This window comes from Enterobacter cloacae complex sp. ECNIH7 (assembly GCF_002208095.1).
Classification (GTDB): Bacteria; Pseudomonadota; Gammaproteobacteria; order Enterobacterales; family Enterobacteriaceae; genus Enterobacter; species Enterobacter cloacae_M.
Genome location: NZ_CP017990.1, coordinates 2,157,609 through 2,176,054, shown reverse-complemented (window position 1 = coordinate 2,176,054; position 18,446 = coordinate 2,157,609). Strand labels below are relative to the sequence as shown.

Sequence of the window (18,446 nt, the reverse complement as noted above, 5' to 3'; positions counted from 1 at the left end):
AGCGCTTAAATCAACAAATTTCGGGGATTATGGTGCCAGTCTGTCGATTTTCCAGCCGCCATTCTCGCGCTGGTATAAAAAGCGGTCGTGCAGGCGATGTTCGCCCCCCTGCCAGAACTCTATTTGCTCAATCGGGATGCGGAACCCGCCCCAGAAACTTGGCAGAGGAATTTCACCCTGCTGGAACTTCTGTTTCAGCTCCAGGAATTTACTTTCCAGCACGCCGCGGGCGGAAATTCGGCTGGACTGTTTTGATACCCAGGCGCCAATCTGGCTGTCGCGCGGGCGGCTGTGGAAATACTTCACAACTTCCAGCGTCGAGAGACGTTCCGCTTTGCCGGTGACCATTACCTGACGTTCCAGCATATGCCAGGGGAACAGCAGGCTAATACGCGGATTGTTTTCTAAATGGTGCGCCTTGCGGCTGCCGAGGTTGGTATAGAACACCAGCCCTTTCTCGTCATAATGCTTGAGCAATACGATGCGCTGATACGGTTGACCGTTTTCATCCACCGTTGCGACGACCATGGCCGTGGGGTCGGCGAGTTTCGCTTCGCAGGCCTGTTTCAGCCAGCGTTCAAAAAGCACGAGGGGTTCAGCGGGAAGATCCTGGCGACGCAGGCCGCCTTTAGTGTATTCACGGCGCAGATGCGCAATTTGCTGCAGTTCGTCGTTATCTGACATGGCGTTAGCTGACATTGAGAGTGGGTGGCGCTATTGTGCGCCGCCCCTGTAAAAATCTCAACGCTTCGGATTTTCGAGCTGGCAATTGTTCAGCACAATGCGGTCGCGTTTGTAGACCGTGGCGCTGTCGCCTTTCGACCAGAAGACGTAGATACCGTCGGAATAACGCGCGCCGGAGGCTGACATCCCCTGCTTCAACGTTAGCAATTTATTGTCATAAACAAAACTGGCTTCCTGGCGTGGATTGTTCAGCTTTACGGTCAGCGGTTTTTCGTCACAGCGATACTCCAGCGTATCGGTCTGCATGCGCTCAAGGAGCTGGTTGTAGACGCTGCATCCTGACAGCAACAAAGGAGCGGCAATAAGAAGAAGTTTTTTCATGGGCGTATTCCGAAGACTTTCCTGGTCCTGGAGGGCTTGGCTGCCCTCCTGTTTCGTTCCATTCTAACGACGACGCGCCGCGCTGAATTTCAGTTAACTCTGATTATGACGAGGATTTGCCGGGAAAATCGCCCCGAGGACGCTCGCCTCAAGCGCGCCGGTTACCGACGGCAAGTTGCCCGGCAGTCCCGCAATGGTGCGCCAGGCAAGCCAGGCGAAGGCCAGCGCCTCCATATCATCCCCGCTGATGCCGGCCTCATCGGTCGTGGTCACTTCGGTACCCGGCAGTAGCCCCGCAAGACGCGCCATCACCAGCGGGTTGCGGCTTCCTCCGCCGCACACCAGCAGGCGTTCACATCCGCCGCTGAGCAGAACCTGTTCGGAGATCGACACGGCCGTCAGCTCGGCAAGCGTCGCCTGGACATCCTGCGGCGCGAGCGCCGGGAATGGCGCCAACTGGCGCTCAAGCCAGCCCAGGTTGAAGTATTCACGCCCCGTGCTCTTAGGTGCCGGCAGGGCAAAATATGGATCGCTCAGCATCGACTGCAGCAGCGGAATAATCACTTTCCCCCCGCTCGCCCACTCGGCGTTTTTATCATACGGTTGTCCGCACTGCCGCCAGATCCAGGCATCCATTAACATATTGCCCGGGCCGGTATCATAGCCGCGGACGGGCTGCCCCGGGATGAGCATCGACAGGTTGGCAATCCCACCAATGTTGAGCACCATACGCCGTTCTGAAGGGTGCGCCAGTAACGCCTGATGGAACGCGGGTACCAGCGGCGCGCCCTGCCCGCCAAGGGCGATATCGCGACGACGGAAATCGCCAACCACCGTCACGCCCGTCTTCGCCACAATCTGGTTGTTATCGCCGATTTGCAGTGTATGCGGGGCATCGCCGCCGGGCTCATGCCAGACCGTTTGTCCGTGACACCCGATGGCCACCACGTCCTGCGGGCGAAGATGTTCTTTTTGCATCAAAGCCTGCACCGCATCCGCAAACAGCGCCCCCAGGCGAACATCAAGCTGTCCAAGCTGGGAGAGGGTAAGCTGCTGCCCCTGACAGATACTCAGAATATCCTCTTTCAGCGAAATGGGGATTGGCCAGGTCAGGCTCGCCTGCTGTGCCACCATGTTTTCGTCAATGGCGGCCAGAACGACATCTACCCCATCCAGACTGGTGCCTGACATCACACCAATGTAGCGACCCGATTTCATGCGCTTTCCTTACGTTGCGTGGGCTAAGGATATCCACTCAACCATAAACGGCGCAGCTTTGCCATCCGGCGATAATATTTTTTAACAATGTCAGACGGGTAACGCGGGCGGATCCTGTTTATGTCTCGTTAAGTCAAATTCAAGTACAATTCTCTTATTGTTAGTGCAAAGATATGAACTATGGCCCCTTATGCCATATAATTTAGCCATAACGGATGCCCCCAATCGGGCGTTTTTGGTGAACAGGAGATTCAAATGATTTTACGTGTACTGGGCGTTTCGCTGATTGGTTTAACTCTGGCTGGCTGTGTGAATGACAGTTCACTTTCTGGCGACGTTTACAGCGCTTCTGAAGCGAAACAGGTTCAGAACGTGACTTACGGTACCGTTGTTAACGCACGTCCTGTACAGATCCAGGGTGGTGATGAAAACAACGTGATGGGCGCCATCGGCGGTGCCGTCCTGGGTGGTTTCCTGGGTAATACCGTCGGCGGCGGTACGGGCCGTTCTCTGGCAACAGCCGCAGGCGCCGTTGCGGGTGGCGTAGCCGGCCAGGGCGTTCAGGGTGCGATGAACAAAACCCAGGGCGTAGAGCTGGAAATTCGTAAAGACGACGGCAGCACGATCATGGTTGTACAGAAACAAGGCAGCACTCGCTTCTCTGCAGGCCAGCGCGTTGTGCTGGCAAGCAACGGTAGTCAGGTGACCGTTTCTCCACGTTAATTAAAAATGGATGTGGCCATCGTGCCACATCCATTTACAATACATATCATTCCCACAAATATATTTACAAAATATATTCACCACGCCTATTATTTACCACGGCATATATTGTTTCTGCGCAAAGTATTTAGCGCGCTAATTGATTAAACTCTTCGCATCTCTTTATTCATTATAAATTTGTAAAAATCTATGCTTGCGAATTGTCTCTCCCAAAAGAGCCGTTATATCGCGTTCTGTCTCGGTTGCCTTTTTGTAATCGGGATATTACACGCGCTGTTTTTAAAACTCGTTGAATGGGTTCCGTCCTTTTCACCGCTTTTATTCCCTACGCTCACTATTTTTCTTCTGGTGTTTCACCTGTTTATTGCCTGTTTTATGGCAATGAAATACTGGTGTGACAAAAGACGGTTGTATCTGCTTGCAATCGCCTTTGCCTTTGCCGGGTCGGCATCGCTGATGGTCGGAACGCTGTCCAGCTTTCCCGCCTGGCTGGATCTCTATCAGTTCAATGTGGTGAACTACAACGATGCGATGATCTTCTATATGTTCCGCCATCTCCTAATCGCGGTGCTTTTTATCGTTTCGGCAATACTCTTTACCACGCGCAATTGTCCCCTTTCACGGCTGGCGCATATCGCTATTGTCAGCGCCGAGTTTCTCTTTACCGCCTTTGTCGTCGGGGTGGCCTGGATGTATTCCAGTCATTCTTCCTTTTTATCCATCGATCTTGTGGATAATGAAACTCGTGAGTTTATGGTTCTCTGGAGCCACTTTATTAATATTGCATTGATTGCACTCTGGGTGGTCACATTAGCCACGCTGATGTTTATTACGCGTATACGCAATTTATTCTGGGTGGGCGGTAATTTTCTGTGCGTCTGCTATATCGTCACGCTCTCAATGCTGGTAGCGGGTGGACATGTCGAAGGGATATCCTGGTACCGCGCGCGATTATTTGAAACTGTCGCCACGCTGCTGATCATTTTTGTTCTGCTCTACGATGTTTTCAGGCTGTATCGCGACTCGCACATAAAGTATGAGCAGTCCTATCAGAACTCAATTCGCGACCCGCTCACGCGCCTGTATAACCGCAGTTATTTTTATGACACATTAAAGCAGGCGCTGGATATCGCCAGACCCAGCCGTCCGGTTTCCGTCATCGTCAGCGATCTCGATCGCTTCAAGCGTATCAACGACACGTACGGACATCTTCAGGGCGACAAGGTCCTGCAGTTTGTTGCTAATCTGCTGATGGATTCCGTGCGCCCCCAGGACATCGCGGCCCGTATCGGTGGTGAGGAGTTTGTTCTGATGCTGGCCAACACCTCATCAGACGCGGCGTACCAGGTGGCGGAACGCATTCGGTTAAATCTGAGCAGCTTCGATAACGCCAGCAGCGGCGGTCAACTACCGGAGCCAATCACCATCAGCATGGGGGTGTTTACGGCGACGTCAGCCGCAGTAGCCGCAGAAACGTGCGTGGAAAATGCCGACAAAGCGATGTATGAAGCGAAGGAGACCGGCCGTAACCGCGTTGTGGTCTTTAAATAAAAAAAGGCCTTGCTGCTGCAAGGCCTTGTTGTTTGTCAGTCGCGCGACTGCAGCTCATGGATGTTTTGCTCGAGGCGCCCAATGAGGCTGATGAGCATTTCCAGCTCCGCCGGTGAAACGCCTGACAGGATCTCACCGCGCGTCTTCGTAATCACGGCTTCCATTTCCGTGATGATAGGCGCCGCTTTCTCGGTGAGTTTAATCCGCTTGGCGCGACGATCGCTGGCGCAGGTTTGCCGCGAGATCAACCCCTTCTCTTCCAGCTGGTCAAGCGTGCGCACCAGCGACGGCTGCTCAATGCCTATCGCTTTTGCCAGTTGAATTTGCGACTGATCGGGCGGCAGCTGGTGAATGTTGTGCAGCGTGACCCAATGCGTCTGTGTGAGTTCCAGAGGTTTCAGGCGATGGTCAATCAGAGCACGCCAGACGCGTACCAACCTTGCCAGATCAGAACCTAATGGCGATTCCAATTTCATCTCCTTATAATTAGCTTGCTAAGTTATTATACTGATTTTAGAATAGTGTGCAGCATTTGTATTGCCAAAACAAATGCAATACTGCATTCATCCAACTTAAAAGTATGACTTACACTGAATTGTGATGCTTCATCATACTAAGACAAGCCGACGCGGCATTCTGTTCACTGCAAAGGATTTCTGCCCGTGACGTTTTTTCATCGCTCAGAGGGTTTACCCCTTCAGGACCTGATCTTCGGTGCGTCAGTCTATTTTCCTCCCCTGTTTAAGGCCGTTCTGGTCGGCTTTATGCTCTGGCTCATCGCGCATCGCCTGCTCCGCGACTGGATGTACTCCGGCGAAATCTGGCATCCCATGCTGATGGATCTTTCCCTGTTTGCCCTTTCCGTATGCCTGGGCCTTGCCGTTTTGACTGTGTGGTGAATATGTCCCTTAAAACGCTAAAGTACTTTTCCACCCTGCTTGTCCTTGCCCTTGCGCTGGTGGCGGGCTGGTGGATGTGGAATTTTTATATGCAATCGCCCTGGACGCGTGACGGCAAAGTTCGCGCTGAGCAGGTCAGCATTACCCCTCAGGTGTCGGGAAGTATTACGGCGCTGTTGGTTAAGGATAACCAGTTCGTCAAAAAGGGAGACATTTTATTCCGCATCGACGACACCCCGTACCACATTGCGATCCTGAACGCCCAGGCGCAGCTGGCGAAAGCCCAGTCGGATCTGGCAAAGGCTAACAACGTGGCCAACCGCCGCCGCCACCTGTCGCAAAACTACATCTCAGCGGAAGATTTAGACACCGCCAACATCACCGTAAAGGCCATGCAGGCGAGCGTCAACGTAGCCGAAGCCACGCTGAAGCAGGCCCAGTGGGAGTTGACCCAAACGGTGATTACCGCGCCGGTTGACGGGTGGGTAACCAACCTTTCCGCTCGCGTGGGGAATTATGCCACCACGGGACAACCCGTTTTTGCCCTCGTCGACAGCCACTCCTTCTACGTGGTGGGCTATTTTGAAGAGACCAAGCTTCGCCATATTCGCGAGGGATCGCCTGCCGCCATTACGCTTTACAGCGGCTCGCAGAAGTTACAGGGTCACGTATCCAGCATTGGCCGCGCCATTTACGATCAAAGCGTCGAAACGGATTCCGGTCTGGTGCCGGACATAAAGCCGAACGTCCCCTGGGTGCGTCTGGCCCAGCGCGTTCCGGTTCGCGTGGAGTTTGACCGTTTACCGCAGGACATTACCCTTGTGTCCGGCACCACCTGCACTGTCTCCATCGGCAACCGGTGATGAAGCTGCAGAGCCTCTCCTGGCAAAACACACCGTGGATGAAAGCGACGCGTCCCCAGTGGCGCTACGCGCTGCGTAACGGCATTGCCATGTGTCTTGCGCTAACTGTGGCTTATTACCTGAACCTGGATGAGCCCTACTGGGCGATGACGTCTGCGGCGGTGGTCAGTTTTCCGACGGTCGGCGGAGTGATCAGTAAAAGTCTTGGCCGCATCGCAGGCAGCCTGCTGGGCGCCACCGCGGCGCTAATTATCGCCGGCCATACGCTGAACGATCCGTGGCTGTTCCTGCTGAGCATGGCCGCATGGCTGGGGTGCTGTACCTGGGCCTGCGCCCATTTTACCAATAACGTCGCCTACGCATTCCAGCTGGCGGGCTATACCGCCGCCATCATCGCCTTTCCGGTGGTTAACGTGCTCGACACCACCGAGCTGTGGGATATTGCCCAGGCGCGCGTTTGTGAAGTGATTGTCGGGATCCTCAGCGGCGGCTTCATGATGATGATCCTCCCCAGCACATCCGACGGCACCGCGCTTATCACCGCGCTCAAAACCATGCATACCCGGTTACTGGAACACGCGAGTCTGCTGTGGCAACCGGATACCAGCGATGACATCCGCCTCGCGCATGAAAAGGTTATCGGACAGATCCTGACCATGAATCTGTTGCGCATTCAGGCGTTCTGGAGCCACTACCGCTTTCGCCGCCAGAACACACTTCTTAACTATCTGCTGCACCAGCAGCTGCGCATGACCAGCGCCATCTCCAGCCTTCGCCGGATGCTGCTCAACTGGCCGACGCCGCCTGAAAACACCCGTGCCGTGATTGAAACGCTGCTCGCGGCCCTTGCGCGCCCGGATGCGGACATTTACACCGTAGCGCGGATTATCGCCCCGCTTGCTCCGGTTGATGAGTACGACTACCGCCATCGCGCCTTCTGGCAGCGCCTGAACTACTTTTGTCGGCTGTACCTGCGCAGCAGCCGCTGGATTACGGCCGTCGAAAACGCGACCCCATTGACGGAGTTTAACGTCCCCGGCAGCCCGGCACTCGCGCGCCATACCGACTATCTGGAAGCGCTGTGGAGCGGTTTTCGCACCTTCTGCGCGCTGATGCTGGTGGGGGCATGGAGCATTACCACGCAGTGGGAGTCCGGTACGGCAGCCCTGACGCTTGCCGCCATCAGCTGCGTGCTTTATTCCGTAGCGGCCTCGCCGTTCAACTCGCTTACGCTCCTGCTGCGCACGCTGTTGCTGCTGTCGCTGTTCAGCTTCGTGGTGAAGTTTGGCCTGATGGTGCAGATAAGCGATCTGTGGCAGTTCCTGCTGTTCCTGTTTCCCCTGTTAACCACCATGCAGCTTCTGAAGCTGCAAATGCCTAAGCTGGCGGGCCTCTGGGGACAGCTGATTGTCTTTATGGGCTCGTTTATCTCCGTGACGAATCCGCCGGTTTATGATTACGCCGATTTTCTCAATGATAACCTGGCGAAGATCCTCGGCGTGGGGCTGGCGTGGCTGGCTTTCGCGGTGTTACGTCCCGGCTCCGATGCACGCAAGAGCCGCAGGCATATTCGGGAGTTACGCAGAGGGTTTGTCGACCAGCTCAGCCGTAAACCGCATCTGGGTGAAAACGAGTATGAATCGCTGGTCTATCATCACGTCAGTCAGCTGAATAACAGCCAGGACGCGCTGTCCCGGCGCTGGCTGCTGCGCTGGGGCGTGGTGCTGTTGAACTGCTCGCACGTGGTCTGGCAGCTTCGCGCGTGGGAAACGCGTTCCGATCCGCTGTCGCAGGTTCGGGATGTTTGCATCTCACTGCTGCGCGATGTAATGAGCGAGCGCGGTGTCCAGCAGCGGCCGCTCGAAGCCACGCTGAATGAACTGCAGCGAATCTGCGATACGCTGGCACAGCATCATCTGCCCGCAGCCCGTGATTTGGCTTCGATAATCTGGCGGCTGCACTGCTCGCTCTCGCAGCTTGAACAGGCACCGCCGCCGGGAACGATTGGGGATCAGATCACGCCGCACGCATAGCGTGCCCCGCCGCCGCCGAGCGGTTTAGGGCTATCGGACATATTGTCGCCGCCGACGTGGATCATCAGCGCTTTGCCTTTCACCTCATCCAGCTTTTTCAGTCGCGGCGCGACGACAGGATCGGTGGCTTTACCGTCGTTATTCACCACCAGCACTGGCAGATCGCCTAAATGCCCCATTCCATCCGGGCCTTCATGTTTGCCGGAATGCTGCGGATCGAGGTGGCCTCCTGCCGCTTCTGCAGCAGACGGTTTACCTTCTTTTAAAGCTGGCTGACAGCTGCCTTTGGCATGAACATGGAAACCATGTTCACCGGGAGGGAGAGCTTTGAGGTTGGGGGCAAACTCCAGTCCTTTATCGGTTTCACTGATTTTCACCGTTCCGATGGACTGACCCACACCCTGTGGGGTGACGAGATTCATTTCCACTTCGTCACTGGCTGCCTGCGCCCCTGCGCAAACAACCAGCGTGACCAGTGCAAGAGCAAAACGCTTCATATGACCTCCGCGGGTTATTTTTTGCCCCTTAAGTGTATACCAGGGGCAAAGATTTCACCGGAAAGTCACCTTCAGGCGGTTTATGGTACGTCGTAACCCAGCGCGGCCTTACGGATGCGGAACCACTGCTGACGGGTCATCTCCAGCTCTTCAGCGGCCAGCGCAGAACGCACGCGTTCTATTTTGCCGGAGCCGATAATAGGCAGAGGTTTTGACGGCAGGCGCAGGATCCATGCGTAAACAACCTGTTCGATGCTCTCCGCGTTCAGTTCGCGGACGATGGTTTCAAGCTCGTTGCGCAGCGGCTGGAATTCATCATCATTAAACAAGCGTCCGCCCCCCAGGCAGGACCACGCCATCGGGCGAATGCGCAGCTGCTGCAGCTGATCGAGCGTGCCATCCAGCAGCAGCGGCTGGTGTACCGGGGAGATCTCAACCTGGTTGGTGGCCAGAGTAAACGGCAGACGAGACTGAAGCAGCGCAAACTGTGCCGGGGTAAAGTTAGAGACGCCGAAGTGACGCACTTTCCCACTCTGATGCAGGTTCAGGAAGGCTTCCGCCACCTCATCGGCATCCATCAGCGGGTCGGGGCGGTGGATTAACAGCAGGTCGATACGATCGGTCGCCAGATTGACCAGCGACTGCTCGGCGCTCTTGATGATATGCGCGCTGTCGGTGATGTAATGACCGAGGGCGTGTTCAGATTTTGCCGTGGTGGCAATCCCACACTTCGTGACGATCTCCATGCGATCGCGCAGCGCAGGAACCAGCTTAAGCGCCTCGCCGAACGCGGCCTCGCACTGATATCCACCGTAAATATCCGCATGATCGACCGTGGTGATACCTAAATCAAGGTGCTCTTCAATAAAGCTCGCCAGCTGGAGGGGGGACATATTCCAGTCCATCAGGCGCCAGTAGCCCATGACAAAACGGGAGAATTCTGGCCCCTGGGGGGCAAGGGTAATTCGCTGAACCATAACATTTTCCTCAAGGACGTAATGCCATGAGTATACGCAATTACCGTGTTAAAAAAGTGAAGGTTGCTGGGGTTCTTCGGTTTCACCCGCTTTGTTTGCGCGTATTTTGCGCAGAAGACGCTGTCGGCAGAGGCGTAACACCTCCTGTTTTTGCGTGTCGCTAAAGTTTTGCCAGTTAAAACGCTCATCGCGGGTACGCATGCACCCGCGGCAATATCCGCGTTCATCGACCTGACAAATACCCCGGCACGGGCTCTGGATGGGGAAAAACTCCAGCTGCTCTGCCACACTCACCTCCCGAAAGCTCCTCTCACCTACAGTGAAGACGTTAATCGCATCACGTGCAAGGCCTATATCACAGATTTGTGGCATTAAGGTTTCACTAATCTTCCCTCTCTATACTCGGCCCATCATGACAATAACGGGTTTACCGATCGATGTGGTTAATCAAAAAGTTACAATGTAACGACATTAAATTTACTCTGGGCTGTGCACTCTTTTTTACTCTGCTGAACGGACTGTTTATCCAGCGCAGCTGGGCCATTATCGGCCCAGTTCATCTGCACGACTTCCTCTTTGCCGCCTCCGTACCGCTGGTGCTGTTTTGCGGCTGGGTGATTGTCTTTAGCCTGCTTAACATCCCGTATCTCCGCAAGCCGCTGCTGATTGTACTGACGATCGGATGCGCCGCGGCAACCTACTTTATGTACACCTATGGCGCGGTGATCGATCAGAACATGATTGTGAACGTGTTCGAAACCAACTCTCAGGAAGCGACCGCCCTGTTGACCCCGCAGATGATTCTGTGGATTGTTATAGCCGGCATCGTTCCCTCCGTGGTGCTGGTGTTCACCCGGATTCGTACCGGAAAATGGTGGTACGCACTGCTGACGCGCGTTGCCGCGATGCTCGGCGCTCTGCTGGTGATTATCCTGATTGCCGCGCTGTTTTATAAAGATTACGCGTCACTGTTCCGCAATAACAAAAGCATCGTCAAAATGGTCACCCCGGCGAACTATGTCAGCGCCGTTGTGAAGTACAGTAAAATGCGCTGGTTTGCCGGCGATCAAACGCTGGTGCGCATTGGTGAAGATGCCCATAAAGGGTCACTGATTACCGGTCAACAGAAGAAAACCGTTCTGGTGCTTGTCGTCGGCGAAGCCTCTCGCGCGGCAAACTACTCCCTGAACGGTTACGAACGCGAAACCAACCCGGAGCTGAAAAAGCAGGACGTGATTAACTTCCCGCAGGCCTCCTCGTGTGGTACCGAAACCGCGGTTTCCGTTCCCTGCATGTTCTCCGGCATGACGCGCAGCAAATACGATGCCGACCTGGCTCACCATCGCGAGGGACTGCTCGACGTGCTTAAGCATGCGGGTATCAACCTGCTGTGGCGCGACAACGACGGCGGCTGTAAAGGCGCCTGCGATCGCGTGCCCCATACCGATATGACGCAGTGGAATCTGGATCAGTTCTGCAAAGACAAATCCTGTATTGATGATGTGAATTTCTACCGTCTGGACAACGTTCTGGATGGCGTGAAGCAAGATACGGTGCTGGTTATCCACCTGATGGGGAGTCATGGACCGGCGTACTATCATCGTTACCCGGACAATTTCCGTAAATTCACCCCAACCTGCGACACCAATGAAATTCAGGATTGCGATCATCAGGTGCTGATCAATACCTATGACAACACCATCCTCTATACCGACAGCATGGTCAGCAAAACCATTGATGCGCTGAAGGCGCGCCAGTCGAGCATGAACACCGCGCTGATTTATCTCTCAGATCACGGTGAATCGCTGGGCGAAAGCGGTATTTATCTGCACGGTACGCCTTATATGCTGGCGCCGGAGCAGCAAACGCATATTCCGTTTATGTTCTGGCTGTCACCGGATTACGCGAAAAACTTTGGCATCAACGAACAGTGTTTGCGTGACCATGCAGCAAAAAATGCGGTTTCCCAGGACAATTTATTCTCAACCGTATTGGGTATGATGGACGTGAAATCAACGGTTTATCAACCGCAGCTGGATATACTGAGCGCATGTCGCCAGTAAACTCGCTTGCATTAGACCGAACGGTCTATTAGAGTGCGGCCATGAGCAGAAATACTGAACACGATACCCGCGAACATTTACTGGCAACCGGCGAGCGACTTTGCATGCATCGCGGGTTTACCGGTATGGGGTTGAGCGAGCTGTTAAAAACCGCTGAGGTACCGAAGGGGTCGTTTTATCACTACTTCCGGTCCAAGGAGGCTTTTGGCGTAGCGATGCTGGAGCGTCATTATGCTGGCTACCACCAGCGTCTGGCGACCCACTTTGCGTCGGGTGAAGGTAACTACCGGGATCGTGTTCTGAACTACTATCAGGAAACGCTGAACCAGTTCTGTCAGCAGGGCATTATTAGCGGATGCCTGACCGTTAAACTGTCTGCAGAAGTGTGCGATCTTTCTGAAGATATGCGCACGGCGATGGATAAAGGTGCCCGCGGCGTTATCGCCCTGCTGGCCCAGGCGCTGGAGAAAGGCCGCGATGAAAAAACGCTGGCCTTTTCCGGCGAACCGTTAACCCAGGCGCAGGTGTTATATGCGCTCTGGCTAGGCGCTAACCTGCAGGCAAAAATTTCGCGCAGTGCCGTGCCGCTGGAAAGCGCGCTGGCACATGTGAAAAACAGCATTACTGCGCCTGGCATTTAACAGGCGTTTTTATTTACCCAACTACTAGTCGACTGGTCTACTCAGGAGTCTTTATGTCAGCTGAAAAATTATTTACCCCCTTAAAAGTGGGTGCCGTCACTGCGCCAAACCGCGTGTTTATGGCTCCGCTTACCCGTCTGCGCAGTATTGAGCCGGGCGACATCCCAACTCCACTGATGGGTGAATACTATCGTCAGCGCGCAAGCTCTGGCCTGATCATCACGGAAGCCACGCAGATTTCCGCTCAGGCTAAAGGTTATGCGGGTGCGCCGGGTCTTCACAGCCCGGAACAGATCGCCGCATGGCAGAAAATCACCGCGGGCGTTCACGCTGAAGAGGGCCGCATTGCGGTCCAGCTGTGGCATACCGGTCGTATCTCCCATAGCAGCATTCAGCCTGGCGGCCAGGCTCCGGTCTCCGCTTCGGCCCTGAGCGCAAATACCCGTACGTCCCTGCGTGATGAAAACGGCAATGCGATCCGCGTGGATACCTCTATGCCGCGCGCGCTTGAGCTGGATGAAATTCCGGGTATCGTGAACGACTTCCGCCAGGCCGTGGCCAACGCCCGTGAAGCCGGTTTTGACCTGATTGAGCTGCACTCCGCGCATGGCTACCTGCTGCACCAGTTCCTGTCACCGTCGTCTAACCATCGCACCGACCAGTACGGCGGCAGCGTTGAAAACCGCGCTCGACTGGTGCTGGAAGTGGTTGACGCCGTATGCCAGGAGTGGAGCCCGGATCGTATCGGGATCCGCGTCTCTCCAATCGGTTCTTTCCAGAACGTCGACAACGGTCCGAACGAAGAAGCCGATGCCCTGTACCTGATCGAAGAACTGGCTAAACGCGGCATCGCCTATCTGCACATGTCCGAGCCGGACTGGGCTGGCGGTAAGCCTTACACGGACGCTTTCCGTCAGAAAGTGCGCGAGCGTTTCCACGGGGTGATCATCGGTGCGGGGGCTTATACCCCGGAGAAAGCCGAAGATCTGATCGGCAAAGGGCTGATCGATGCCGTCGCGTTTGGCCGCGACTATATCGCCAACCCGGATCTGGTTGCCCGTCTGCAGAAAAAAGCGGCCCTGAACCCGCAGCGCCCGGAAAGCTTCTACGGCGGCGGCGCGGAAGGCTACACCGACTACCCTTCTCTGTAATCTCGCCGTTGTTCATTGATAGCGGCGATACTTCGCCGCTATACTAAAACATCGTTTCTGTTCAAAAAGACAGTCTATTCCATTGGTTAATGAGGAAATTATGCGCCTACTTCACACCATGCTGCGCGTTGGCGACCTGCAACGTTCCATTGATTTCTACACTAACGTCCTGGGCATGAAGCTGCTGCGCACCAGCGAAAACCCGGAATACAAATACTCGCTGGCGTTTGTGGGTTACGGCCCGGAAACGGATGAAGCGGTGATCGAGCTGACCTACAACTGGGGCGTAGACAGCTATGAGCTGGGCACCGCCTACGGCCACATCGCGCTGGAAGTGGACAACGCGGCCGAAGCGTGTGAGCGCATTCGCAGCAACGGCGGTAACGTTACGCGCGAAGCGGGCCCGGTAAAAGGTGGCACCACCGTAATTGCGTTCGTGGAAGACCCGGACGGTTACAAAATCGAGCTGATTGAAGCCAAAGACGCGGGTCGCGGTCTGGGCAACTGATCCCTCAGGGCGCAACATGCGCCCGTAGTTTTACTGCATCACCCTGCAAAATTTGCCATAATGCGCTCTGCTTTTTTCCCCTGGTAAGAGACCCTGATGTCCGATAACGCTCAATTTAGCGGTCTGTGCGACCGTTTTCGTGGTTTTTATCCCGTTGTCATTGATGTAGAAACAGCCGGATTTAACGCTAAAACCGATGCGCTGCTCGAAATTGCCGCCATCACGCTGAAGATGGATGAACAGGGCTGGCTTACACCGGACACCACGCTGCATTTCCACGTTGAACCTTTCGAAGGGGCAAACTTACAGCCGGAAGCGCTGGCGTTTAACGGTATCGACCCGCATAACCCGCTTCGTGGTGCAGTCAGTGAATATGATGCGCTGCACGCCATTTTCAAAATGGTGCGTAAAGGCATGAAAGAGAGTAACTGCAGCCGCGCCATTATGGTGGCCCATAACGCCACCTTCGATCACAGCTTTACTATGGCCGCCGCCGAGCGCGCCGCGCTTAAACGTAACCCCTTCCATCCTTTTGTGACCTTCGACACCGCCGCGCTGAGCGGCCTGGCCCTGGGACAAACGGTGTTATCAAAAGCCTGCATCACAGCGGGTATACCTTTTGACGGTACGCAGGCGCATTCCGCTTTATACGACACGGAGCGCACCGCAGAGCTGTTCTGTGAGATCGTCAACCGCTGGAAGCGTCTGGGCGGCTGGCCGCTGCCGATGGGCGACAGCGAAGAATAAAAAAAAGCGACCTTATCAGGTCGCTTTTTTATTTGCGCAGAAAATTACTCTGCGTCCGGCTCTTCGGTTTTGTACTTCGCCGCCGTCTCTTTGATCAGCTGCTGCAGTTCGCCGCGCTGATACATTTCAATCAGGATATCGCAGCCGCCAACCAGCTCACCGTCAACCCACAGCTGTGGGAAAGTCGGCCAGTTAGCGTACTTAGGCAGCTCAGCGCGGATGTCCGGATTCTGCAGGATATCAACGTAAGCAAAACGCTCACCACAGGCTGACAGCGCCTGAACCGCTTGTGCGGAGAAGCCGCAGCTTGGCAGCTTCGGAGAACCTTTCATATACAGCAGAATCGGGTTTTCAGCGATCTGGCGCTGGATTTTTTCAATAGTGGTGCTCATGTCTTGCTTCCTTTAACTTCTGTTACGGCATTCGTCTGACATTGTAGCGGTTCAGACTGGCATCGGAAAATAACATTTTTGTCACGTTTATACATTCTACCCCGAGTCACGAAAAGTTGCATTGCAAATGGTGTTTACCCCTGCGGCGGTCAGGGTTTTGCTTAGGGAGTGGGTAAATGTGCGACAGAACGATGAATTTTTTTGCACTTGCTAACGAAACACGATTGTAGATTGAAAAATGCTATTAACTTTCTGGGTTTTTATAGATTAGAATCGACGGGCTTTGTAAATCACACGCGGGTATTATTGATGACCTGCATTTATCAGGGGACTGCCCAGTGGCGCGGATAAATAAAATCTCGATCACGCTCTGTGCTTTACTGTTTACTTCACTCACTTTCACGCCAGTGGCAAACGCCTCTCAGCAGGCGCGGCATTCTGCTGTACAAAAAAACCATCTGGTGAAAGCCACAGAACGTAAGAAAAAAACCACCGCTAAGAACGACAAGAAAAAAACACCGGCTCAGACGAAACAGACCGCTTCCAGCAAGACGAAAACAAAACCTTCCCGCACTGCCCACTCCGCTAAAAGTAAAGCTTCGCAAACCGCCGCTAACCTCGTTACTGAAAAATGCATCACGCGTAAAGGCCACAAGGCGAAATGCACGAAGGTCACGAAAATAGCGGAAGTGCATAAAGTGCGTGTACAGAAAGCGCAAAAAACCGCGATGAACAAACTGATGGGGCAGATTGGCAAACCTTATCACTGGGGTGGCAGTTCGCCGCGTACCGGGTTTGACTGCAGCGGCCTCGTCTATTACGCCTATAAAGATCTTGTCAAATTCCGCATTCCTCGTACCGCCAATGAGATGTACCACCTGCGCGATGCCTCACCGGTTGACCGCGGTGAGCTGGAAAACGGCGATCTGGTGTTCTTCCGCACTCAGGGTCGCGGCACGGCTGACCACGTTGGCGTGTATGTCGGCAACGGGAAGTTCATCCAGTCTCCACGTAGCGGCCAGGATATTCAGATCACCTCTCTCAGTGAAGACTACTGGGTACGCCACTACGTCGGCGCGCGTCGCGTGATGACGCCGAAAACCATTCGCTAACCCCTGCCCTGCCACATCCGTGGCAGGGTAAGTTCCTCTTTTGCATACCCTTTCAATTTGCTATCCTGTCCCTGTTGTCTGTGTGGTTATTGGCAACGCAAAATACAATAAGGAGAGAAGCAATGTCGTTCGAATTACCTGCACTACCGTATGCAAAAGACGCCCTGGCACCGCACATTTCTGCGGAAACCCTGGAATATCATTACGGCAAGCATCACCAGACGTACGTCACCAACCTGAACAATCTGATCAAGGGCACCGATTTTGAAGGCAAAACGCTGGAAGAGATCGTCCGCAGCTCAGAGGGTGGCGTCTTTAACAACGCGGCTCAGGTGTGGAACCACACCTTCTACTGGCACTGCCTGGCGCCGAATGCCGGCGGTGAACCTGCCGGTGAACTGGCTACCGCTATCAACGCCGCATTTGGCAGCTTCGCGGATTTCAAAGCGAAATTTACCGATGCAGCCATCAAGAACTTCGGTTCTGGCTGGACGTGGCTGGTTAAAGAGGCGGATGGCAAACTGGCTATCGTGTCCACCTCTAACGCGGGTACCCCGCTGACTACCAGCGCTAAGCCGCTGATGACAGTGGACGTATGGGAACACGCTTACTACATTGACTACCGCAACGCGCGTCCGAACTACCTGGAGCACTTCTGGGCACTGGTTAACTGGGACTTTGTCGCGAAGAACTTCGCCGCGTAAGAGACACGCAGAAGGGTTCGCCCTTCTGCGTTTTTGGTTTATTCCGCAGCGCAGGCTGCTTCAGGCTGTTTACGACCCGACATCATCACCAGCAGCAGGCCGAGCGCGGCAATAATCGCCCCCATCACCGGCACAAAGCTGTATCCCAGACCACCTGAAATCACGGCCCCACCGGCCGCGGCGCCCAGGGCATTACCCAGGTTAAACGCACCGATATTCACGGAAGATGAAAGTCCCGGCGCCTCGTGCGCGACACGCATCACGCGCATCTGCAGCGGCGGCACCACGGCGAAAGTGGCGGCTCCCCAGACGACCATCGCAATCGCGGCCCCAAACTCATTGCGCGCCAGCCACGGAATGGCAACCATGATGACTATCAGCAGGGTTAAGAAGCCCTTAAGCGTCCCGCTCACGGAACGGTCGGCAAATTTCCCGCCGAGAAAGTTGCCGATCGAGAAGCCCACGCCAATCAGCACCAGCATCGCGGTCACAAAGAGAGGGGTTGCGTGGGTGATGTCATGCAATACAGGTGAAATATAGGTGTAGAGGGTAAACATCGCCCCTGCCCCCAGCACGGTGGTCAGCAGCGCGGAGAGCACCTGCGGGCGCATCAGCACAGCCAGCTCTTTACGCACTTCCGGACGTTCTCCGGCGCTGCCTTTCGGCAGGGAGAAGAACAGCGCCACCATCGCAATCACGCCCAGTCCGGCCGTCGCCAGGAAGGACATTCGCCAGCCAATAACCTCGCCCAGCCAGGTTGCCGCAGGCACCCCGCCGATGTTGGCAATCGTTAGCCCCATAAACATGGTCGCCACGGCGCTCGCCTGCTTGTGTTTTGGCACCACGCTGGCTGCCACGACCGATCCCAACCCAAAGAACGCGCCGTGGTTAAGGCTGGTCAGAATACGCGATAGCATCAGAGTGGTGTAGTCCGGCGAAATGGCCGAAAGCACGTTGCCCAGGGTGAAAATCGCCATCAGGAAAATCAGCGCATTGCGGCGCGCGCGGTGCGAAAGCAGAAGCGTCATCAGCGGCGCACCGACCATCACGCCGATAGCGTAGGCGCTAATTAACATCCCTGCCGCAGGGATAGAGACATCTACGCCCCGGGCAATAACAGGCAGTAACCCCATCGGGGAGAATTCAGTGGTGCCAATCCCAAAAGCGCCAATCGCCAGGGCCAGCAGGGGAAAATTGATTTTCATGCGTCAACTCCGGATGCCGTGTCATTTGGTGACACAGAACAAAGAAGCGGAAAGCATGACATCAATCACAAAAAATGAGAAGTTAACAAAATGGCAA

The 18,446-nt window shown here is 54.9% G+C and carries 21 protein-coding genes; 12 read left to right on the top strand and 9 right to left on the bottom strand.

Annotation, left to right across the window (positions count from 1 at the left end; all coding sequences use genetic code 11):
* Nucleotides 1-27: 27 nt before the first annotated feature.
* The 3 genes from pdxH to anmK all read right to left on the bottom strand — a co-directional run bounded on the left by pdxH (nucleotide 28) and on the right by anmK (nucleotide 2,283).
* A complete protein-coding gene (pdxH, locus tag WM95_RS10825; RefSeq protein WP_008500575.1) occupies nucleotides 28-684 on the bottom strand; it encodes a pyridoxamine 5'-phosphate oxidase in 657 nt (218 codons plus the stop codon).
* Nucleotides 685-741: 57 nt separating this feature from the next.
* The gene (mliC, locus tag WM95_RS10820; protein ID WP_023311369.1) at nucleotides 742-1,065 is read right to left on the bottom strand and encodes a C-type lysozyme inhibitor; all 324 of its coding nucleotides are present in this window, start codon (nucleotides 1,063-1,065) and stop codon (nucleotides 742-744) included.
* Nucleotides 1,066-1,158: 93 nt separating this feature from the next.
* The gene (gene anmK / locus WM95_RS10815) at nucleotides 1,159-2,283 is read right to left on the bottom strand and encodes an anhydro-N-acetylmuramic acid kinase (protein ID WP_063408121.1); all 1,125 of its coding nucleotides are present in this window, start codon (nucleotides 2,281-2,283) and stop codon (nucleotides 1,159-1,161) included.
* Nucleotides 2,284-2,538: 255 nt separating this feature from the next.
* Here anmK and slyB point away from each other — a divergent pair, with 255 nt between their 5' ends.
* Both slyB and WM95_RS10805 read left to right on the top strand, forming a co-directional pair.
* On the top strand, nucleotides 2,539-3,006 hold the full coding sequence (gene slyB, locus WM95_RS10810; RefSeq protein WP_008500578.1) for an outer membrane lipoprotein SlyB: 468 nt from the start codon (nucleotides 2,539-2,541) through the stop codon (nucleotides 3,004-3,006).
* A gap of 189 nt (nucleotides 3,007-3,195) precedes the next feature.
* Nucleotides 3,196-4,557: a sensor domain-containing diguanylate cyclase gene (locus tag WM95_RS10805; RefSeq protein ID WP_063408122.1), complete on the top strand. Its 1,362-nt coding sequence runs from the start codon at nucleotides 3,196-3,198 to the stop codon at nucleotides 4,555-4,557.
* 35 nt (nucleotides 4,558-4,592) lie between these two features.
* On the opposite strand, the gene slyA is transcribed toward WM95_RS10805, so the two are convergent.
* Nucleotides 4,593-5,033, bottom strand: coding sequence for a transcriptional regulator SlyA (gene slyA / locus WM95_RS10800; RefSeq protein ID WP_024909359.1), 441 nt, complete (start codon nucleotides 5,031-5,033; stop codon nucleotides 4,593-4,595).
* A 186-nt stretch (nucleotides 5,034-5,219) separates the two neighbouring features.
* Here slyA and WM95_RS10795 point away from each other — a divergent pair, with 186 nt between their 5' ends.
* From WM95_RS10795 to WM95_RS10785, 3 genes are read left to right on the top strand one after another with little or no spacing between them, the layout of a single operon-like run.
* Entirely contained in the window at nucleotides 5,220-5,456 is a 237-nt protein-coding gene (locus WM95_RS10795) for a DUF1656 domain-containing protein (protein ID WP_023311364.1), read from the top strand.
* A gap of 2 nt (nucleotides 5,457-5,458) precedes the next feature.
* Nucleotides 5,459-6,319 carry an efflux RND transporter periplasmic adaptor subunit gene (locus WM95_RS10790; RefSeq protein WP_063408123.1) on the top strand — a complete coding sequence of 287 codons (861 nt, stop codon included), beginning with the start codon at nucleotides 5,459-5,461 and terminating at the stop codon, nucleotides 6,317-6,319.
* Nucleotides 6,319-8,352 carry an FUSC family protein gene (locus tag WM95_RS10785; protein WP_063409818.1) on the top strand — a complete coding sequence of 678 codons (2,034 nt, stop codon included), beginning with the start codon at nucleotides 6,319-6,321 and terminating at the stop codon, nucleotides 8,350-8,352. The genes WM95_RS10790 and WM95_RS10785 overlap by 1 nt, the downstream gene beginning before the upstream one ends.
* Here WM95_RS10785 and sodC read toward each other — a convergent pair.
* The 3 genes from sodC to WM95_RS10770 form a co-directional block, all read right to left on the bottom strand.
* A complete protein-coding gene (gene sodC, locus WM95_RS10780; protein WP_063409819.1) occupies nucleotides 8,331-8,849 on the bottom strand; it encodes a superoxide dismutase [Cu-Zn] SodC in 519 nt (172 codons plus the stop codon). The genes WM95_RS10785 and sodC overlap by 22 nt on opposite strands.
* An 80-nt stretch (nucleotides 8,850-8,929) precedes the next feature.
* Entirely contained in the window at nucleotides 8,930-9,826 is an 897-nt protein-coding gene (locus tag WM95_RS10775) for an aldo/keto reductase (RefSeq protein WP_063409820.1), read from the bottom strand.
* A gap of 48 nt (nucleotides 9,827-9,874) precedes the next feature.
* Nucleotides 9,875-10,114 carry a DUF1289 domain-containing protein gene (locus tag WM95_RS10770; protein ID WP_008500587.1) on the bottom strand — a complete coding sequence of 80 codons (240 nt, stop codon included), beginning with the start codon at nucleotides 10,112-10,114 and terminating at the stop codon, nucleotides 9,875-9,877.
* A gap of 149 nt (nucleotides 10,115-10,263) precedes the next feature.
* Between WM95_RS10770 and eptA the strand changes: the two genes are divergently transcribed.
* From eptA to rnt, 5 genes are all read left to right on the top strand, one after another.
* On the top strand, nucleotides 10,264-11,889 hold the full coding sequence (gene eptA / locus WM95_RS10765) for a phosphoethanolamine transferase EptA (protein WP_063409821.1): 1,626 nt from the start codon (nucleotides 10,264-10,266) through the stop codon (nucleotides 11,887-11,889).
* 41 nt (nucleotides 11,890-11,930) lie between these two features.
* Entirely contained in the window at nucleotides 11,931-12,530 is a 600-nt protein-coding gene (locus WM95_RS10760; RefSeq protein WP_029739798.1) for a TetR/AcrR family transcriptional regulator, read from the top strand.
* 53 nt (nucleotides 12,531-12,583) lie between these two features.
* Nucleotides 12,584-13,681 (top strand): alkene reductase, encoded by a 1,098-nt coding sequence (locus WM95_RS10755; RefSeq protein WP_023311356.1) that lies wholly within the window; start codon nucleotides 12,584-12,586, stop codon nucleotides 13,679-13,681.
* A 100-nt stretch (nucleotides 13,682-13,781) separates the two neighbouring features.
* On the top strand, nucleotides 13,782-14,189 hold the full coding sequence (gene gloA / locus WM95_RS10750; RefSeq protein WP_013096923.1) for a lactoylglutathione lyase: 408 nt from the start codon (nucleotides 13,782-13,784) through the stop codon (nucleotides 14,187-14,189).
* Nucleotides 14,190-14,285: 96 nt separating this feature from the next.
* Nucleotides 14,286-14,936 (top strand): ribonuclease T, encoded by a 651-nt coding sequence (gene rnt, locus WM95_RS10745; RefSeq protein ID WP_023311355.1) that lies wholly within the window; start codon nucleotides 14,286-14,288, stop codon nucleotides 14,934-14,936.
* A gap of 44 nt (nucleotides 14,937-14,980) precedes the next feature.
* Here the strand turns inward: rnt and grxD are convergent, their stop codons facing one another.
* A complete protein-coding gene (gene grxD, locus WM95_RS10740) occupies nucleotides 14,981-15,328 on the bottom strand; it encodes a monothiol glutaredoxin 4 (protein WP_003832760.1) in 348 nt (115 codons plus the stop codon).
* A 338-nt stretch (nucleotides 15,329-15,666) separates the two neighbouring features.
* Between grxD and WM95_RS10735 the strand changes: the two genes are divergently transcribed.
* On the top strand, nucleotides 15,667-16,440 hold the full coding sequence (locus WM95_RS10735; protein ID WP_023311354.1) for a C40 family peptidase: 774 nt from the start codon (nucleotides 15,667-15,669) through the stop codon (nucleotides 16,438-16,440).
* Between the two features lie 122 nt (nucleotides 16,441-16,562).
* Nucleotides 16,563-17,144, top strand: coding sequence for a superoxide dismutase [Fe] (sodB, locus tag WM95_RS10730; RefSeq protein ID WP_023311353.1), 582 nt, complete (start codon nucleotides 16,563-16,565; stop codon nucleotides 17,142-17,144).
* A gap of 38 nt (nucleotides 17,145-17,182) precedes the next feature.
* On the opposite strand, the gene WM95_RS10725 is transcribed toward sodB, so the two are convergent.
* Entirely contained in the window at nucleotides 17,183-18,349 is a 1,167-nt protein-coding gene (locus tag WM95_RS10725) for an MFS transporter (RefSeq protein WP_088544767.1), read from the bottom strand.
* Between the last annotated feature and the right edge of the window lie 97 nt (nucleotides 18,350-18,446).

Bases quoted from the DNA above. Each gene is read 5' to 3' on its own strand.
- pdxH (WP_008500575.1), bottom strand. From the start codon at position 684: ATGTCAGATAACGACGAACTGCAGCAAATTGCGCATCTGCGCCGTGAA.
- mliC (WP_023311369.1), bottom strand. From the start codon at position 1,065: ATGAAAAAACTTCTTCTTATTGCCGCTCCTTTGTTGCTGTCAGGATGC.
- anmK (WP_063408121.1), bottom strand. From the start codon at position 2,283: ATGAAATCGGGTCGCTACATTGGTGTGATGTCAGGCACCAGTCTGGAT.
- slyB (WP_008500578.1), top strand. From the start codon at position 2,539: ATGATTTTACGTGTACTGGGCGTTTCGCTGATTGGTTTAACTCTGGCT.
- WM95_RS10805 (WP_063408122.1), top strand. From the start codon at position 3,196: ATGCTTGCGAATTGTCTCTCCCAAAAGAGCCGTTATATCGCGTTCTGT.
- slyA (WP_024909359.1), bottom strand. From the start codon at position 5,033: ATGAAATTGGAATCGCCATTAGGTTCTGATCTGGCAAGGTTGGTACGC.
- WM95_RS10790 (WP_063408123.1), top strand. From the start codon at position 5,459: ATGTCCCTTAAAACGCTAAAGTACTTTTCCACCCTGCTTGTCCTTGCC.
- WM95_RS10785 (WP_063409818.1), top strand. From the start codon at position 6,319: ATGAAGCTGCAGAGCCTCTCCTGGCAAAACACACCGTGGATGAAAGCG.
- sodC (WP_063409819.1), bottom strand. From the start codon at position 8,849: ATGAAGCGTTTTGCTCTTGCACTGGTCACGCTGGTTGTTTGCGCAGGG.
- WM95_RS10775 (WP_063409820.1), bottom strand. From the start codon at position 9,826: ATGGTTCAGCGAATTACCCTTGCCCCCCAGGGGCCAGAATTCTCCCGT.
- eptA (WP_063409821.1), top strand. From the start codon at position 10,264: ATGTGGTTAATCAAAAAGTTACAATGTAACGACATTAAATTTACTCTG.
- WM95_RS10760 (WP_029739798.1), top strand. From the start codon at position 11,931: ATGAGCAGAAATACTGAACACGATACCCGCGAACATTTACTGGCAACC.
- WM95_RS10755 (WP_023311356.1), top strand. From the start codon at position 12,584: ATGTCAGCTGAAAAATTATTTACCCCCTTAAAAGTGGGTGCCGTCACT.
- gloA (WP_013096923.1), top strand. From the start codon at position 13,782: ATGCGCCTACTTCACACCATGCTGCGCGTTGGCGACCTGCAACGTTCC.
- rnt (WP_023311355.1), top strand. From the start codon at position 14,286: ATGTCCGATAACGCTCAATTTAGCGGTCTGTGCGACCGTTTTCGTGGT.
- grxD (WP_003832760.1), bottom strand. From the start codon at position 15,328: ATGAGCACCACTATTGAAAAAATCCAGCGCCAGATCGCTGAAAACCCG.
- sodB (WP_023311353.1), top strand. From the start codon at position 16,563: ATGTCGTTCGAATTACCTGCACTACCGTATGCAAAAGACGCCCTGGCA.
- WM95_RS10725 (WP_088544767.1), bottom strand. From the start codon at position 18,349: ATGAAAATCAATTTTCCCCTGCTGGCCCTGGCGATTGGCGCTTTTGGG.